Origin of the sequence: Streptococcus timonensis (genome assembly GCF_900095845.1) — a bacterium.
Classification (GTDB): Bacteria; Bacillota; Bacilli; order Lactobacillales; family Streptococcaceae; genus Streptococcus; species Streptococcus timonensis.
This window is the reverse complement of the sequence record NZ_FMIX01000004.1, coordinates 93,502-111,538: the sequence shown is the minus strand read 5'-3', so window position 1 is coordinate 111,538 and position 18,037 is coordinate 93,502. Positions and strand designations below refer to the sequence as shown.

Genomic DNA, 18,037 nt, shown 5'->3' with positions numbered 1-18,037 from the left:
ACAACAACACAAAAAGAGCCGATTGGCTCTTTTTGCTTTATTCTCCTTCAAAGGCATCTTTTATATGGTCAAAGAAACCTTTTTTCTTTGGATTGACTTTCAAGTCACCTGCAGCTGCGAATTCTTTCAAGGCTGCTTTTTGACGGTCGTTCAAACCTGTTGGAGTCACAACATTGACAGTCACATACTGGTCACCGACAACACCACCACGAAGACTAGGAGCTCCCTTGCCACGTAAGCGGAATTTTTTACCAGTCTGCGTTCCTTCTGGGATGACTAACTCAACATCCCCATGAACTGTTGGAATATCTACTGTATCTCCAAGGGCTGCTTGGACAATATTGAGATTTAACTTGTAGAAAATAGTTGTTCCTTCACGTTCAAATTTATCGCTTGCTTCTACAGAAACTACTACATACAAGTCTCCATAAGGACCACCGTTAAAGCCTGCCTCCCCTTGACCAGCTAGACGAATTTGTTGACCAGTTTCGACACCTGCTGGAATTTTCACATGGACACTGTGGGCTTGTTTTTCATGACCTGTTCCATGACAAGTTGTACATGGATCTTTGATTTCTTTTCCGCGACCATGACAGACATCACAGGTTACTTGGCGACGCATCATACCAAGCGGTGTTTGAGTATCGACGTTGATAACACCAGAACCGTGACAGCGTCCACAAGTAACTGGACTTGTTCCAGGCTTAGCACCTGATCCGTTACAAGTACGACAGCTTGATTCACGATTGTATTTGACTTCTTTTTCAGTACCAAAGATGGCTTCTTCAAAAGTCAAATTAACGCGATACTGGAGGTCATCACCTTGACGAGGAGCGTTTGGATTGCGAGAAGGACCGCCTCCGCCGAAAAAACTTGAGAAGATATCTTCAAATCCACCAAAACCGCCTGCACCATCGAAGCCACCGAAACCGCCTGCACCACCAAAGCCACCGTTGGCTCCAGCCGCACCGTATTGGTCATAAGCTGCCCGCTTTTGTTCGTCACTTAAAGTCTCATAGGCTTCTTGAACTTCCTTGTACTTGTCCTCAGCACCAGGCTCTTTGTTGATATCTGGGTGATATTTTTTAGATAATTTCCGATAGGCTTTCTTGATTTCATCTTGTGATGCATTTTTTGAAACGCCCAAACGGTCATAAAATTCAGTATTGTTCATTTAAGATACCAAGACCGTAAAATTCGACTGAAAAATAGGAAATCTGACGCTGGAGCGATGCTCCTAGACAGATTTATCTTTTTTCCGAGAATTTAGGTCGGGTTCAATTCCTTTCTTTTGTATTGAGTAAGAAACTTCAGAGTTCGGCTACAATTTCCCAAACACTCTTTGTTCCTTTCTATTGATGTTGCGAATCAAACCACCATTTAGGTCGGGTTCAATTCCTTTCTTTTGTATTGAGTAAGAAACTTAAGAGCTCGAGTTCAATTTCTCGAACACTCTTTGTTCCTTTCTATTGATATTGTGAAACAAACCCAACATCAATCAGGTTTATTCCCTTTTTACCGAAAAACAGAGGCTGGGTTGCAACCTCTGGATTTCTTCTTATCATTATTAACATTTAAGCAAAGCACCGTAGAATGACAATTCCTTTAGTGATTTGACATTCTTAACGAGTAAGGCTGAATTGAGTTTCGGATTAAAGGAATCCTAAAATCTCGGAACCTTTCTTTATTTCATGAGGTTCCGCTAAAACAATCCAGTGGATTGTTTTACTTTTCAGTAAACTCTCCGTCTACGACGTCATCGCCTGCGTTTCCTGTTGCTTGTGCGCCTTCTGCTCCTGCTTGAGCTTGTTGGGCTGCTGCGGCTTGTTCGTAAAGTTTCACAGCAAGTCCTTGTGCTTTTTCGTTCAATGCTTCAAGTTTTGCTTTCATTTCGTCCAAGTTGTTGTCTTCTTGAGCTTTCTTAAGATCATCAAGGGCAGCTTGTGCAGCATCACGTTCTGCATCGAAGCCTTTGCCTTCAGTTTCTTTGATTGTCTTTTCAGTCGCAAAGATAGCTTGGTCTACTTCGTTACGAAGGTCTACTTCTTCTTTACGTTTCTTATCTGCTTCAGCGTTGGCTTCTGCATCTTTCATCATGCGATCGATTTCTTCGTCTGTCAAACCTGAGTTAGATTGAATAACAATTGTTTGTTCTTTTTGAGTTCCAAGATCTTTGGCCTTAACAGATACGATACCGTTCTTATCGATGTCGAATGTTACTTCGATTTGTGGGATACCACGAGGTGCAGCTGGGATATCTGTCAATTGGAAGCGTCCAAGAGTCTTGTTATCTGCTGCCATTGGGCGTTCACCTTGAAGAACGTGGATATCAACGGCTGGTTGGTTGTCTGCTGCTGTTGAGAAGACTTGTGATTTAGATGTTGGGATTGTTGTGTTACGGTCGATGAGTTTTGTAAAGACACCACCCATTGTTTCGATACCAAGTGACAATGGTGTTACGTCAAGAAGGACAACGTCTTTGACATCACCAGTGATAACACCACCTTGGATAGCAGCACCCATAGCAACAACTTCGTCAGGATTTACTGATTTGTTTGGTTCTTTACCAGTTTCAGCTTTAACAGCTTCTACAACGGCAGGGATACGAGTTGAACCACCGACAAGGATAACTTCGTCGATTTCTGACAAGCTCAAACCTGCATCTGAAAGAGCTTGGCGAACTGGAACTTTTGTACGTTCCACAAGGTCGCGAGTCAAATCATCGAATTTAGCACGAGTCAAAGTCATTTCCAAGTGAAGAGGCCCAGCTTCACCAGCAGTGATGAATGGCAAGCTGATTTGTGTTGAAGTTACACCAGAAAGGTCTTTCTTAGCTTTTTCAGCGGCATCTTTCAAACGTTGAAGAGCCATCTTGTCTGTTGACAAGTCGATTCCATTTTCTTTCTTGAATTCAGCTACTAAGTAGTCGATGATTTTTTGGTCAAAGTCGTCACCACCAAGTTTGTTGTCCCCTGCAGTTGCCAATACATCGAAGACACCATCACCGAGTTCAAGGATAGATACGTCAAATGTACCACCACCAAGGTCGAATACCAAGATTTTTTCTTCTTTGTCAGTCTTATCCAAACCGTAAGCAAGAGCTGCTGCAGTTGGTTCGTTGACGATACGTTCTACTTCAAGACCAGCGATTTTACCAGCGTCTTTAGTTGCTTGACGTTGAGCATCGTTAAAGTAAGCTGGAACTGTGATAACAGCCTTGGTTACTTTTTCACCTAGGTATTCTTCAGCGTAACCTTTCAAGTATTGAAGAATCATAGCTGAGATTTCTTGTGGTGTGTATTCTTTACCATTAGCGGAAATTTTTTCAGAAGTACCCATCTTAGATTTGATAGAGATGACTGTATCTGGGTTTGTAACTGCTTGACGTTTTGCAGCATCACCAACGATGATCTCTCCGTTTTTGAATGAAACTACAGATGGAGTTGTGCGGTTTCCTTCTGGGTTTGCGATGATTTTTGATTCAGTTCCTTCAAGAACTGCAACTGCTGAGTTTGTTGTACCTAAGTCAATACCGATAATTTTAGACATGTGTTTTTCTCCTTAAATTTTATCTTTTTTTCTTTTTGATACTCTTCTTAAGTGGCGACGCCGCCAGAGCTTGACTTCGTCAATCTCTTTGACTAAACTTTGAGCCTAAGGTCTCAAAGTTTGCGCAAATAGCGCCACGGCAAAGAGTATCGCCTTTGGTTCGCTTCGCTCACTATTGCAAAGCTGAATAATTTTTTATCTTTCTTCATAGTTTAGTGTCGTTTCGGACAAGGTTTTTAAGTTCTCTAGCCTAGTTATATACAACCACCATGGCTGGGCGTAGGATACGGTCATGTAGTTTGTAGCCTTTTTGGAAGACTTGTGCGATGGTGTCTGCTGGATGCTCATCATCAGCTGGAACTGTTTGAATAGCCATATGGTAGTTATGGTCAAACTCTCCATCAGCTGCGATTTCCTCGATTCCTTCTTCTTTCAGAGCGTGAATCAAGCTTTCTTGGACCATTTCCAAGCCTTTTTTGACATCATCTGTCAAACCTTCAACTGCAAGGGCGCGTTCAATATTATCAAGCGATGGTAAGATTGCTTTTGCCAAATCTTGGCTACGATAGCGTTGCAAGAGTTGACGCTCTTCATTGGCACGACGCTGAATGTTTTGCATTTCTGCGTGGGCACGAAGATATTTGTTTTCAAACTCCTCAGCACGTTCATTAGCCAAGTCCAATTCCGACTTCTCAGGAGTTGTTTCTTCTACTGGTTCAACAACTTCCTCTTCTTTTACTTCTTCATTTTTTATATCTTGGGCCATTTTCGCCTCCTTTAATGATTTCAATCTTAATTCACTTCATAGTGATTGCTACTGAGATAGCGGTAAAAATCAGTCAACTTCATGGTTAGAACTCGATTGACAACATTAAGTTGATTGACCAATTGTTGATAATCCAGATTAACTGGACCAATAATCGCAAGGATTCCAAACCCACGATAGGGAATCAGGAACTTACTGCTAATCACTGCTAAGTCAGCAAGACAAGATTCTTGGCTATCCGCAACTCGGACACTTTGCATCTGGTCGCCAATCAGATTCTCTCGAATTTCCAAAGCTACCTTTTGTGGCTGATCAAAGAATTGATAGGCCGCTAAATTAGCGAAATTCAAAAGATTGACTTTGCCAGAAACCACGATATTTTCATTGAACATTTCTTTGAAGATATGCTCAATAAGATCCATAACATTATCCGTTGTTGTGAAGTAACGTTGGATAATTTGCGGAATCTCTGTCCGAATCTTGTAGTGAATATCCAAAACAGTCTGATCCAGGAAACGTTCTTGAATCATGGTCTTGAGGCGATTTAAATCCTCCTGCAAGAAATTTCTCGGAATCAAAAACTGACTGGTAACTGTTCTAGACTCATCAAGCGTAAAAACAGCAAGAGCTGTATGTTGCCCGAGGACAACAATATCAAAAGCTGTTAGCTTCTGCCTACTTGGTTCTACATCCAGCGCTACAACCGTACAACCACTCAAGTCTGACAAAATTTTCGTTGCCTCTTGAAGAATATCCTCTAGCTTGAAGAATTCTTGATCAAAGGCTTTTACTATCTCATAAACTTGATTCTCGGCTAAACGGTCAAAGGATAGGGAGTGTTTGACATAGTATTGAAAACCTGCCACACTCGGCATACGACCACTGGAAGTATGTGCCTTTTCAAGTAAACCTTGCTTTTCTAGAGCTGCCATATCATTTCGAATGGTAGCACTACTTGAGTTGATAGACTCTTGCAAGGCTTTGGATCCAACAGGTTCGTGCGTTTTGGTAAAGATGTCAATAATCAGATTTAAAATATTCTGCTGACGTTCCGTAACCATCTCGTCACTCCTCTCTGATAGATCTTTTTAGCACTCGTGACCTCCAAGTGCTAACTTATGATTCTATTATACACCCTTAGAAAAGAATGTCAAGACAAAAACTCAAAAAATTAGCACTCTTTTACCGAGAGTGCTAAAAATCAGTCTGAGGACCTAGAAAATCATCTTACATTCTCAAGATATTTCTTTTTAAGTCTATAAAAACTATAAATTAGATAAGAAATCATGAGGGCATAAAGGGCAAAAATAAGGAAGAAAGATTGAGAGAGACTTTCGCGAAACAAGCTCATACAAATAACTAGACCGCCAGAGATAGAAACTATAGATGTACGAAGTCTAGATTTCACATCGGCCCATTGAAGACGATTGTCCATGAAAGATTGATCATTTGAATCTACATCACAAGTTGTTTTTCTAAAAACAGTATAAGAACAATTTTCCACAAATTCCCATCCTCTATCCTTAATACTTTGTAAATCTACCTCATTTTTTCTAAGGTAGCTAGTATTCCACACACGGTAAATTACATCATCTGGTCGGCATTGTTCAAAATAGAAAAAGCCAAAACGATTCGATTTAAATTTCCAACCTTTCAAATGCATCTCATGCAAATAATATTCTACCTTATCCAAATCAAAAATGGTAAACATTCGAAATTGTACTTTGCTTTTCATTGTCTAACCTCCAAAATGGTTTTATTTATCAGATAATTCTCTCCACTTTTGAAACAATCTCCAAAAAATATAAGAAATCTGAATCGTGAAAACTATCAATAAAGTACAGTCTGTGATAACAATCAAAAACATTCCCCAACTGAAAGAACTACCTCCACTGACAAACTTTGAGAAAACCGGTAGTAGTGCTGAAAAGAGAAGCAAAATAGGAAGCATTCGCATTGTTAAAATCTTCTTGACCATTGCTAACTTCCCGGCCGCGTCATTATAAATTTCAAACTCGGCATCCGATTCAACTCCAGAATAAAGCTTTCTAAAGTAGGAAAAACCATTAAAGTCTGTAATATGTTCCCACCCACAATCTTTAAATAGTTGTAAATAGGGAGCTCTCTCTGACTTTTTCATAGGATAAAAGTCCAACTGATAAACCACCTGCTCCGGTTGGCACTTTTCAAAAGTATACTTAACCGCAACTACTAAGTTAGAATAATTTACTTCCTTAAGTTTCCAGCCCTGAACATGCATTTTTCCGAGATAGAGAGCCTCTCTATCATAATCCGCAATGGTAGCAATTCTATAAACAACTTTCTTTTCCATCAAAGCTCCTCCCGACTGTTTCTATAGAGCCGTTCAATACGTTTCAACTCAATCTCTAAAACTTTTCGGCCCAAGTCTGTTATCTGATAGATTTTACGTTTCTCCTCTTCTCGGACAAAGGAAACCAAACCATCCTTTTCCATCTTCGATAGGGTCCCATACATAGTTCCAGGACTAATTGACACTTGCGAATCTGTCATCTCTTTAACCTTTTGAGTAATACCATAGCCATGATTCTCCTTTTGCAGACAGAATAGAATATAAAAACCCGTTTCAGTCATGGGAAGGTAGACACGCCTAATCTTATCTGTTAATTCCATTTAATCAGACCTCCTATTTAATCCGATATATCGCACTTCGTTATATAAAATATATCACATCTCGATATAAATTGCAAGAAAAAAAGATCGTCCTCACGGACAATCTTTCTGATTTATCATTAGTATAGATCTAGGTAGTTATCAATTTCCCATTGTGAAACGAAGGTTGCGTAACTTGCCCACTCAATTCGTTTGGCTTCAAGGAAGCTAGTGTAGATGTGTTCACCTAGAGCTGCTTTAACCACTTCGTCTTCTGTCATAGCCTTCAAAGCGTTATGAAGAGTTGATGGAAGGTCTGTGATGCCAGCCTCTTTACGCTCTTCTGCAGTCATAATATAGATGTTTTCTTCGATTGGTGCTGGTGCTTCGATTTTGTTTTCGATCCCGTGCAAACCAACTTCCAAAAGAACAGCCATTGCGATGTATGGATTAGCCATTGGGTCAACTGAGCGCAACTCAAGTCGAGTTCCCATTCCACGAGTAGCAGGAACGCGGACAAGTGGTGAACGGTTACGACCAGCCCAAGCGATGTAAACCGGAGCTTCGTAGCCTGGAACCAAACGTTTGTATGAATTTACTGTTGGGTTCATAATAGCTGTGTAATTGTAAGCGTGCTTGATCAAACCACCAAGGAAATGATAGGCTGTTTCTGACAATTGCATTCCTTTTGGATCATTTGGATCAAAGAAGGCGTTGTTTCCTTCCGCGTCAAACAAGGACATATTGCAGTGCATCCCTGAACCAGCGATACCAAATTTTGGTTTAGCCATAAAGGTTGCATACAAACCATGTTTACGCGCAATTGTTTTTACAACAAGTTTAAAGATTTGAATCTTGTCACATGCACGAAGAACTTCATCATACTTAAAGTCAATCTCATGTTGACCTACGGCAACTTCGTGGTGACTGGCTTCTACTTCAAATCCCATTTTAGTCAAGACATTTACAATCTCACGACGGGTATTATCCGCAAGGTCTGTAGGCGCCAAATCAAAATAACCACCCTTGTCATTCACCTCAAGAGTTGGGTCTCCATTTTCATCAAGCTTGAATAGGAAGAATTCTGGTTCCGGACCAAGGTTGAAAGATTTGAATCCAACTTTTTCCATGTGATGAAGAGCTCGTTTAAGGTTGCTTCGAGGATCTCCAGCAAATGGCTCTCCTTCTGTTGTATAGACATCACAGATCAATCCTGCGACACTACCGTTCTCATCTCCCCAAGGGAAGACAGTCCATGTGTCTAGGTCAGGGTACAAGTACATATCTGATTCATTGATACGAACAAACCCTTCAATAGAAGATCCATCAAACATAGCCTTGTTTGACAAGACCTTGTCTAGTTGTTCATCTGTAGCAGGAATTTCGACGTTTTTCATTGTTCCCAAAATATCTGAAAACATGAGACGGATAAAGGTTACATTTTTTTCCTTAACTTCACGACGAATATCTGCAGCTGTGATTGGCATGGTTTTTCTCCTTATATATGACGACTAGCGGTTGCCTAACCGCGACCAAAAGGCGATTGTTGAGAAGCAAAGCGACTTTGTTGAAGAACTTCATTCCGAAGGGCCCGACGCACCTCAGTTTGACTGACTGGTTTCTTGGCTTTCGCCTCACGTTCGGCATATTTTTTCTTGATAGCAGCAATGTTCAGACCTTCAGAGATATAATCCTTAATCTCAAGCAACCGATCCATATCATTTAAAGAATACATCCGGCGATTGCCTTCGTTTCGATCAGGTTTTATCAACTCTTGATCTTCATAATAACGAATTTGACGCGCCGAAAGATCGGTCAGCTTCATAACACTACCAATGGGGAAAACTGCCATATTGCGACGAAATTCTTTTTCCTTCATGTGCACTTCCTCTTCTTTCTGTCTATTATAGTCTAAAAAAAATCAATCGTCAATTGTTAATGTCATATCTTGTGACATTATTTTATTTTTTCTGTATGAGACTCCGCAAGCGATCTATATCATAATTTACTAGAATTGCTACAAAAACTCCCATAAAAGTCTCAAAAACTCGAGCAAACACGTACAAAACAGTCTCTCCGCTCGGAATTGATAGGGTAATAATCAGCATGGCTGCAACTCCCCCAATGACCCCTGACTTATTGTTCATAGCAACATTTGTCATGATGGTTAACATGGTACATATCGGAACCACAAGGAGAGTTACCCAAAAGGCTCCGTGAAAAAAGTTGTTCAAGAGAAAGAAAATCAGCGCATAAAAACCACCGATACTATTCCCTAAAATACGTGATGTCCCAAAGTGGACACTCTTATCAAAGTCTTCTCTCAAACTAAAAACGGCTGTAAGAGCTCCAATCTGAAGTCCCTTCCATCCAAAAAAACCAAAAATCATGAGGACCAAAAAAACAGCGATTCCTGTTTTAAAGGTGCGCATCCCTAACTTGAACTTGCTTTTATCAAATCTATATTTTTTAAAATAACTCATCATTTCATCTTTCTTTTTTTCCATTTTATCATAATTTTACTTTTTTGAGAAAAGGATTCCTCAATTGAAGAAAATAGGAACTAAAAAGAGAAGGGTATAAATCCTTCTCTTTTATAATCCAATATTCTATTTTAGAATAAATACATGAAAGCCAAGGTAACGAGACTAGCAAGCAAGCCCACTCCCCAAAAGAAGAAGTCTACCTTCCACTCACTCCAGGCTTGACCTTTACCTGAAAATCCACCCAACTCAAAATGATGATGAACGGGTGTCATACGGAATATACGCTTGCCTCCACTAATCTTAAAGTAGCTAACCTGCATCATAACAGATGTTGTTTCAAAAACATAAACGAGACCAATCAAGAGCAGGGTCCATTCCTGGTGAAGAGCCATGGAAATAGCCGCTAACATTCCTCCAAGTGCTAAACTTCCGACATCCCCCATAAATACCTTAGCAGGCTTGTGGTTAAAGACGAAGAAACCAAGAAGACCACCAATCATGGCAAGAATCACCAGGAGAATATCCAATTGGTTTTGTACATAAGCAATGATTCCATAGGCAGATAGGCTAATCACTACTGAGATACTTGCCAACCCATCAATTCCGTCAGTCAAGTTAACAGCGTTTGAAAAACCGACTAACCAAAAGAGAGCAAAGAAGATATAAAAGACTCCCAGGTGTAGGGGATAACCAAAAACATTCAAGATATCTCCACCTCTATCATAGAAGAAATAGAAGATTACTCCTCCGACTAGTTGAAGCAAGAGTTTTTGTTTTGGATTAAGCCCTTCATTGATTTTTCTAAAAACCTTGAGAAAGTCATCTAAAAAACCTACCAAACCATATAGCAGCAAGATGAAGAGTATCATCCCTACATTGTTGGTTAATTGATTTGTTAAAAGCGCAAAGATAAAGCTGACTAAAACACCTACTATAAGGAAAACAATTCCACCCATTGTTGGTGTCCCAGCTTTTGCTTGATGCTGTTTCACATCCTCGTGCATCTGCTGACCAGTGATTTGTGCTTTACGATAAAAACGGATAAAGGCTGGAATTCCAATGACCGTTAGAATAAAAGCGCACACTCCAGCAAGAATAGACATGATCATACTAATCTCCTAAAGTTATTTTTATTTTCTGTAAATCTTTCAAAGTTGTATTGGTTCGAACACTTTGTTTTTTAACAGTTTCTCCACTGCCTTCAAATTCAACTTCAATATTTAGCCACTTAGCTAACTTTTCAACATTTTGCTTCGTCCAACCATACAAATCCGGCATTTCTTCTACCTTATCAGAAAGAAGTAAGATTTGTTCATTAGCATCTAAATTGGTTCCCTCTGCTACTGAGCTTTCCTTAATTTTAGTACCTGAACCAACAACAATCGGTTGTACAAGGTTACGACGTAGTTCTTCTGCCAATCCCCCAGGACTATAGTCTTTAGTCGAAGGCATTGCGTAGCTAGTTGTAGTTGTTACTTGATCTAAATTCTTAGCAGTTGATTGGAGATTAAGCAATTCTTTCATGGCCGAAGCTCTCTCAAGTATAGGATTGGCAAATTCACCAAGCATAGCCTGAGAATAATGTTCTGGTTGTTGAACTGTCACATAGAGAATAAAATCAGGATTTTCAGAAGGATGCATGGTTACCACAGAAAAGATATGATTGGTTTCCCCAACTAAATATCCACCGTTTTGCTCATCAGCAATCTGTGCAGTCCCAGATTTCATTGCAACGCTTTGATTTGGAAGAGAAATCACTCCTCTCCCCTCTCTATGGTTATACAGGGTTCCATAATAGGGATCTGTTCCTACCGTAACCATATGCTCTCGTGTCACGCTAGCTGCTTCCTTAGAAACAGGATTCCCCACTACTTCTTTTTTCGACTTACGAACCGTCTCATCATTTGGATCATATAAAGCACTGATAAATTTAGGCTCTAGCATAACTCCATCATTAGCAATAGCTGTAAAAGCTCTAAGCATTTGCGTTTGAGTTACAGAAATACCCTGACCGAAGGAACTCATGGCAATATTAACAATATTGTCATCAGGCAATTGTCCACCATACTCATTATTCATCCCAAATCTTGTTGGAATTCCGAATTTGAAACGATTGAGATAATCCAACCAAGTTGTATCTCCCATCTTTTGCTCTAACAAGGTCATTCCGACATTACTAGAGTGGGCAAATCCTTGTGAGTAAGTCATCATTCCACCACTCGTCAAGCCTTCATTTACATCCCAGTCCTTGATGGTAACATCAGCAATTTTTAATTCACTACTATTAAAATACTCCCCTCCAGGAAATGTTTTATTGTCAATAGCCGCCGCCAGAGTCATTACCTTCATGGTTGATCCAGGTTCATAGTTGCTTTGATATAGAAAGTCTCTCCAAACAAAATTCTCATCCAGTCCTTCTTTTGTATCTGCATCAAAAGTTGGCCTTTGTGTCGTTGCAAGAATTTCTCCCGTTTTGGCACTCACCAAAGTAGCGTTGACATATTTAACTTTAAGTTTAGCTTGAAAGATATTCATCTGACTCTCTAAAAAGGATTGTAGTGGACTAGACAAGGTTGTATAAACGTCTTTTCCATTGATCGTTTGCTGAGTAATTTTTTCAGTTCCTGGAACTATATTTCCTAGACGATCTTTCTCATATGTAATAATACCATCGGTACCAGCTAATATGCTATTTAAAGAACTTTCCATTCCAGATGTTCCGATGAGTCCTTTTGTGCCATCTTCATTCTCATGCAATTGAGCCAATCCTATAAAAGATGAAGCAAACTGGCCATTTGGATAACTTCGATTGGGACTTGTGGTGAAGTCAATACCTTCTATCTTTGCAGCTTCCAGATCATTTTTAATAGACATCATATTTGCATAAGTAATGCCACTTCCTTTAGCACCAAAAGAAACCTGCTTTAGATTAGGCTGAGAAAGTTGCTCCTTTACATAAGATTCTTCCATATCTAAATACTTATGAAAGACTTCCGCGACTTTGTTATACTGAGATTCTTCAACATAAAGAATCTCACCGTTTGCAGATTTATATTCTTTGTCAATTACCGCATAAACATTATAAGATGTGGCATCTTCTGCTATAGGTGTTCCATTACGGTCGTATATGGTTCCCCTCTTTGCAGGAACTGTTCGTGTAGTCTGGTGAACTCTAGCTGCTTCCTTAACTAAGTTAACACCAAACTTGGAGCCTGTACCAATAATTACCGCAAAATTAACCAAAAAAACAGCAAAGAGAAAGACGGCCAAAAGGCTCAGACTCTTTCCCACTCGTCTGCGGTTTTCCATTGGAGATTTACGATTCTTAATGGCAAAGCGTATTATTTTTTCTTTTATAGTTTTCATCTACTACTCCGCCGATCGGATATTATCATTATATAATTGTAACTCTTGCGAATCTGCAATACCTGTTAAGCGTTCTGACCGGATTAATTCATTGACTTCTTGCTTAGCATCGTCCAACTCGGTCTTCTTCTCTTCAATCTGAGCATTCACACTCGTCAACTCACTTTGGACTTGCAATAGCTTTGTTTGCATATAAACAACACTGATAGCTAAGACTAGGGCTGTAATGGCAATTGAAAGGTAAAAAGCCTTTTCAACCCGCGAGAATCTCTTGATACGTGCCTGAAGTAGTTGGCTAGTCGTTTCTCTTTTTTCTATCATTTTATCCTCTTACTTGTGAATTTTTCTAGCGACTCTTAGCTTAGCTGAATGGGAACGATTATTAGCTTCTAATTCTGCCTTGCTTGGTAAAATCGGCTTGCGAGAAACCAATTCCATTTTGGGCTTGAGTTCATCTGGAATAAAAGGCAAGCCTTTTGGAACTTCTACTGTCGAAGCTTCCTTAAATAGTTGCTTGGTCAAACGATCTTCCAGAGAATGGAAGGTAATCACTGATATTCTGCCATCTAGAGCCAGCATATCCATAGCCTGCTGGATTGATTCATCTGCAGCACCCAGTTCATCATTGACCTCTATACGGATAGCTTGGAAAATTTGTTTGGCTGGGTGGCCTTTTTTCTTGAGCTCCTTTGCCGGTTTGGCAGATTTAATAATCTCTGCCAATTCCGTCGTGGTCTCAATCGGTTTCTGTTCACGTGCCTGTTCAATTTTTCGAGCAATCTGTTTGGAAAACTTGTCCTCTCCATATTTGAAAAAGATTCTTACCAAATCATGGTAGTCATAGTGATTAACAACTTCATAAGCGGTCAAACTAGCTTCCTGATTCATGCGCATATCCAGCGGTGCATCCTTCTTATAGGAAAAACCACGTTCACGTTGATCCAACTGCGGGCTTGACACACCTAAATCATAACAAATTCCATCAATTTCAGTCACACCTAAGTCATGTAAGCGGTCCTTCAAATGACGGAAATTATCCTTGATGAAGGTTACCATTCCCTTTTCGATATAGGGAGCCAAACGTTTTTGCGCATTATCAATGGCATTCTGGTCTTGATCAAAGGCATAGAGATGCCCTTTCTCGCTTAACTTACTTAATAAATACTCGCTGTGTCCTGCTCCTCCCAAGGTCGCATCAACGTAAATACCATCAGGTTTTACATCTAGCATATCAATGGTCTCATGGAGCATGACCGTTACATGATGAAATTCTTTTGTCATATCCTATCTATTTTACCACAAATCCGACTAGCTTGCACCCACTAAAGCCAAAACATTCCATTGCTACTTTATTCCTTGTATTCAACCGGCTTCTCAGCTACTTGAGCTAGCGCTGAGTCTTCTTCTAGATTTAAGTGCTGATGAACTGTCTCTGCCACTGCTCTTGGTATACCAACTGCAACAATCTCGTCCACGCTAGCTTCCTTGATTTTTGTCAGAGATTTGAAATATTTCATCAAATTCTGCTTGCGTTTGGGACCCAAACCTTCAATTCCATCCAATTGAGAGGAGAAGGAATTCTTAGAACGAAGTTGCCGGTGAAAGGTAATGGCAAAACGGTGCACTTCATCTTGAATGCGTTGGAGGAGGAAAAATTCCTGAGAATTCCTAGACAACTCTACCACTTCAAGAGGATCTCCAAAGAGCAACTCATGAGTTTGGTGCTTGTCATTTTTTTGCAGACCTGCGATAGGAATATCCAACCCCAACTCCTCTTGGATAACTTGCTTAGCAATGTTAACCTGTCCCTGACCACCATCGATGACGATTAGATCTGGCGGTGTCAAACCGTCACGCTGGACCCGTCCATAACGTCTACGAATAACCTCTCGCATACTTGCATAGTCATCTGGTCCGACCACCGTCTTGATTTTATACTTGCGGTAATCCTTCTTGCTCGGTTTCCCGTTGACAAAAACAACCATAGCAGAGACTGGACTAGTCCCCATAATATTAGAGTTATCAAAAGACTCGATACGGACTGGGGTTGGAATTTGTAGAAGTCGCCCAAGATTTTCAATAGCTCCTTGAGTCTTTTCGACTGATTTCTCTAACAGATTAAACTTCTCCTCTAAACTAACACGAGCGTTTTTGATAGCTAGATTAACCAGTTGCTTCTTCTCCCCTCGCTGGGGTTTGAGGACCTTAGTATCAACCAAAGCCTTGATAGCTTCTTCGTCAATATCTTGAGGAATCAGGATTTCATTGGGAATCAAGTGAGATTTTTCTTGATAAAACTGCCCCACATAGGTCAGGAAATCCTCGTCTGGATCGTTGTAATAAGGGAACAGATTGACATCGCGTTCAATCAGTTTACCTTGACGGACAAAGAAAACCTGAACACACATCCACCCCTTATCCACATAGTAACCAAATACATCACGGTTTTGGAGGTCTTTAGCCATGACTCGTTGCTTAGTCCGAAGGGTGCCAATGGCCTGAATCAAATCACGGTATTCCGCTGCACGTTCAAACTCCATACTTTGGGCTGCCACAGCCATCTTCTCCTTGAGGTCATCAATGATTTTATCGTCTTGCCCCTTGAGAAAATCAGAGACTTCTTGGGACATAGCTTTAAAATAGGCTTCATCCTTTCGACAAACCGTATGAGCCATACACTGGCCGATATGGTAATAAAAACAAACCTTGGAAGGAGGATTGGTACACTTGCGAAACGGGAAAATCCGGTCCAATAGCCGTTTGATTTCATTGGCTGCCCCCACATCCGGATAGGGACCAAAATAGAGACCTCCGTCTTTTTTGACCTGACGAGTAATAATTAGTCGAGGATAGCGCTCATTGGTGATTTTGATGAAAGGATAGGACTTATCATCCTTGAGCATAATATTGTACTTAGGCTTGTTTTCCTTGATGAGATTAATCTCTAAAAGAAGGGCCTCAATATTAGACTCCGTGACAATAAACTCAAAATCCACAATTTCAGACACCAGGGCTTCTGTCTTGGTATCATGGCTCCCACGGAAGTAGGACCGCACCCGATTGCGCAGATTTTTAGCCTTCCCCACATAGATGATAGTACCGTTCTTGTCTTTGTGAATGTAACAACCAGGGCTAGTCGGCAAGAGCTCCAGTTTTGATTTAATCAAGTTATTCATAGTTCCATTATAGCAAAAAGCCCCCTGTATTGCTTAAATCAGAGAGCTCCAGTTTCCTTAGAAAATCACTTATTCCCCAGACTCATATAGTTCTTGAACCTCTTTTACATCTTGAGCTTGGATTCCATAATAGGAGCCTGCTGGTTGCATAACCGAAACTTCATTGGTGTGTTCCAAACCAATCGCATGACCTAGTTCATGCTCTGCTGTATGCATGATACGATCATAGGTATAGCCATAGTTTGGATTGGATAAATAATAATGATTCAAGCGAACGGTCACTGAAATGAATTGTTTGGTTAGGAGATTTGTCTGACTCTCCGCCTCACCAGCAACGGCTGTTGAACCACTATTCATTTCGGTAGCGAAAATATTGGCCTGATCCGCTTCTGTTACAAGCTCAAAGTTAAAAGCCCCTGTCTGGTTCCAACTAGCAATAGCTTCAAGGTAGGCTTTTTGGAAAGTGGCATCCATTTGAGGATCAATATAGATAGTTGCTTGCGCCTTTGACCATTTTGCTCCTGAATCTTGATGATGATCTGTCTGAGACAAACCTTGCAACTTACCAGTTTCTTGCCATTGATCCCAACCTGCTTGGCCGACTTGGACCACTTTGCTAACTTGATTTAAAGTAGCAGGTAAATCACCTGTCACATACCAGAGAATCCCAAAAGTGATGAGAATGAAGAAGATAAGCGTCCATACAAGGCGCCAAAACATACGCAAAATCCCTAGTAAAAACCGACATAACACACGAATAATCCAGTCCATTATTGCCCACCTTTCAAAAAAATAAGAATCCACCTTTAAACCATGGATTCCCATTCTAAAGATAGATTCCTTATTTTACTCGAGTAAGCTGAAAGAAAACTAAAAGTACTTCTTTTACTTATCTCCCCATTAATTTTTTCAAAACTTGTAAACACTTAAACTTGAACGGGTTTGGATAATATCGGAAAGTGCCTGGTTTACGAACAATATAGCCATTGAAATTCTGCTTAAAGCGTAGAACTCCATCGCTACCATCAAAGAGACCTTGGATACCAAAAAAGTTATATGTAGGAATATTCTTTTGTAACGCCTGTTTCATAGCATAATATTGAAGTAAAAATGGAGCAGAAAACTTTTGGAGATCAGCATAAGAGCCTCCGAACAAATATGTTGCTTCCGAGTTAGTATATATTATCAAAGCACAAGCCAATAGGATCCTTTCTGAATCAGTAGGCAAAGAATTTAGAAAATCTAATTTCTTTTGTATCGCTTGAATCTGTTGCTTGAAATTCTTTGACTTTTCATCAAGGCTAGCCTGTTTCATATTAAGAGCTTCGATTGATTGTTTAGGATTCACCTCTGCAATTAGAAAAGCTGCCTTATCCTCAAAAATATCATACAATTTACAGTAATAATCTAAATCCTTATCCTTAAAACCTTGCCTTTGTCCAGTTTCTTCAATAATTTTTTTGAATAGTGGAATTTCCTCTCTTTCAGCACTTCGAATGGTAACACCATAATCAAGTGAGGATTGAATGTTTCTAGAACTATTCTTATTAAAAGATTTCAACAAAGATTCTTCATCGAAACCTTTTAAATCTTTAACGTAGTGCCAAAATATTTCTCCGTTTGGGTATCCTGTTTTAAGACCATCAAATTGATATTCTAAACTACACAACTCTTGAATAATGCTTTTCTCTTCTTCATCTATTGGGTTGCCATCACTCTCAAAATTTTGATAGGTCTCAAAAGGTTTTACAATCAACTCTAAAGCACCACTCTGCTTGGCATATTCCTTTAAATATTGATAAAATTTTGACAGTGCAGATTTTTGGGTATAAATAGGCCCAGAATTCAACTCCATATGAAGGCCACCTAGCATAGGCAAGCTATAAATCAGAGCCGCAACTTGAATTTCTCCTTCTTTCTTCAAAGAAAGATAAACCACTTGAGCCCCTCTAGCTTCTAACAGTTCCCCCATCTGAATAGACTGCATGAAAGAATAGCCAGGGACCTTTTCCGAATAACGTTGAAACTCTTCTTTAGTGAGTAATGTCAGTGTCATATGAATG

General features: G+C 39.9%; 17 protein-coding genes. All 17 read right to left on the bottom strand.

Annotation, left to right across the window (positions count from 1 at the left end; genetic code table 11):
• Nucleotides 1–37: 37 nt before the first annotated feature.
• Nucleotides 38–1,174 carry a molecular chaperone DnaJ gene (dnaJ, locus tag BQ2679_RS03770; RefSeq protein ID WP_075566320.1) on the bottom strand — a complete coding sequence of 379 codons (1,137 nt, stop codon included), beginning with the start codon at nt 1,172–1,174 and terminating at the stop codon, nt 38–40.
• 551 nt (nt 1,175–1,725) lie between these two features.
• A complete protein-coding gene (gene dnaK, locus BQ2679_RS03765; RefSeq protein ID WP_075566318.1) occupies nt 1,726–3,549 on the bottom strand; it encodes a molecular chaperone DnaK in 1,824 nt (607 codons plus the stop codon).
• Nucleotides 3,550–3,799: 250 nt separating this feature from the next.
• Nucleotides 3,800–4,315 carry a nucleotide exchange factor GrpE gene (gene grpE / locus BQ2679_RS03760; protein ID WP_075566317.1) on the bottom strand — a complete coding sequence of 172 codons (516 nt, stop codon included), beginning with the start codon at nt 4,313–4,315 and terminating at the stop codon, nt 3,800–3,802.
• 26 nt (nt 4,316–4,341) lie between these two features.
• Nucleotides 4,342–5,376 (bottom strand): heat-inducible transcriptional repressor HrcA, encoded by a 1,035-nt coding sequence (hrcA, locus tag BQ2679_RS03755; RefSeq protein WP_045763634.1) that lies wholly within the window; start codon nt 5,374–5,376, stop codon nt 4,342–4,344.
• Between the two features lie 161 nt (nt 5,377–5,537).
• Nucleotides 5,538–6,050, bottom strand: coding sequence for a DUF2812 domain-containing protein (locus tag BQ2679_RS03750; protein WP_075566315.1), 513 nt, complete (start codon nt 6,048–6,050; stop codon nt 5,538–5,540).
• A 21-nt stretch (nt 6,051–6,071) separates the two neighbouring features.
• A complete protein-coding gene (locus BQ2679_RS03745) occupies nt 6,072–6,647 on the bottom strand; it encodes a DUF2812 domain-containing protein (protein ID WP_075566313.1) in 576 nt (191 codons plus the stop codon).
• The gene (locus BQ2679_RS03740) at nt 6,647–6,967 is read right to left on the bottom strand and encodes a PadR family transcriptional regulator (RefSeq protein WP_000423982.1); all 321 of its coding nucleotides are present in this window, start codon (nt 6,965–6,967) and stop codon (nt 6,647–6,649) included. The genes BQ2679_RS03745 and BQ2679_RS03740 overlap by 1 nt, the downstream gene beginning before the upstream one ends.
• 119 nt (nt 6,968–7,086) lie before the next feature.
• Nucleotides 7,087–8,433: a type I glutamate--ammonia ligase gene (glnA, locus tag BQ2679_RS03735; RefSeq protein WP_075230045.1), complete on the bottom strand. Its 1,347-nt coding sequence runs from the start codon at nt 8,431–8,433 to the stop codon at nt 7,087–7,089.
• A 35-nt stretch (nt 8,434–8,468) separates the two neighbouring features.
• Nucleotides 8,469–8,825: a transcriptional repressor GlnR gene (gene glnR, locus BQ2679_RS03730; RefSeq protein ID WP_000659542.1), complete on the bottom strand. Its 357-nt coding sequence runs from the start codon at nt 8,823–8,825 to the stop codon at nt 8,469–8,471.
• Between the two features lie 82 nt (nt 8,826–8,907).
• Complete coding sequence (locus BQ2679_RS03725; protein WP_075568048.1) at nt 8,908–9,429, bottom strand: FUSC family protein; 522 nt, start codon at nt 9,427–9,429, stop codon at nt 8,908–8,910.
• 131 nt (nt 9,430–9,560) lie between these two features.
• Entirely contained in the window at nt 9,561–10,541 is a 981-nt protein-coding gene (gene mraY / locus BQ2679_RS03720) for a phospho-N-acetylmuramoyl-pentapeptide-transferase (RefSeq protein ID WP_075566311.1), read from the bottom strand.
• Nucleotide 10,542: 1 nt separating this feature from the next.
• A complete protein-coding gene (gene pbp2x / locus BQ2679_RS03715) occupies nt 10,543–12,798 on the bottom strand; it encodes a penicillin-binding protein PBP2X (protein ID WP_075566306.1) in 2,256 nt (751 codons plus the stop codon).
• Nucleotides 12,799–12,801: 3 nt separating this feature from the next.
• The gene (ftsL, locus tag BQ2679_RS03710) at nt 12,802–13,119 is read right to left on the bottom strand and encodes a cell division protein FtsL (RefSeq protein WP_075566304.1); all 318 of its coding nucleotides are present in this window, start codon (nt 13,117–13,119) and stop codon (nt 12,802–12,804) included.
• 9 nt (nt 13,120–13,128) lie between these two features.
• On the bottom strand, nt 13,129–14,079 hold the full coding sequence (rsmH, locus tag BQ2679_RS03705; protein ID WP_075566302.1) for a 16S rRNA (cytosine(1402)-N(4))-methyltransferase RsmH: 951 nt from the start codon (nt 14,077–14,079) through the stop codon (nt 13,129–13,131).
• Nucleotides 14,080–14,147: 68 nt separating this feature from the next.
• Entirely contained in the window at nt 14,148–15,974 is a 1,827-nt protein-coding gene (gene uvrC, locus BQ2679_RS03700; RefSeq protein WP_075566300.1) for an excinuclease ABC subunit UvrC, read from the bottom strand.
• Between the two features lie 69 nt (nt 15,975–16,043).
• A complete protein-coding gene (locus BQ2679_RS03695) occupies nt 16,044–16,745 on the bottom strand; it encodes a matrixin family metalloprotease (RefSeq protein ID WP_075566298.1) in 702 nt (233 codons plus the stop codon).
• A 118-nt stretch (nt 16,746–16,863) separates the two neighbouring features.
• Nucleotides 16,864–18,030, bottom strand: coding sequence for a peptidoglycan bridge formation glycyltransferase FemA/FemB family protein (locus BQ2679_RS03690; protein ID WP_075566296.1), 1,167 nt, complete (start codon nt 18,028–18,030; stop codon nt 16,864–16,866).
• Nucleotides 18,031–18,037 lie beyond the last annotated feature (7 nt).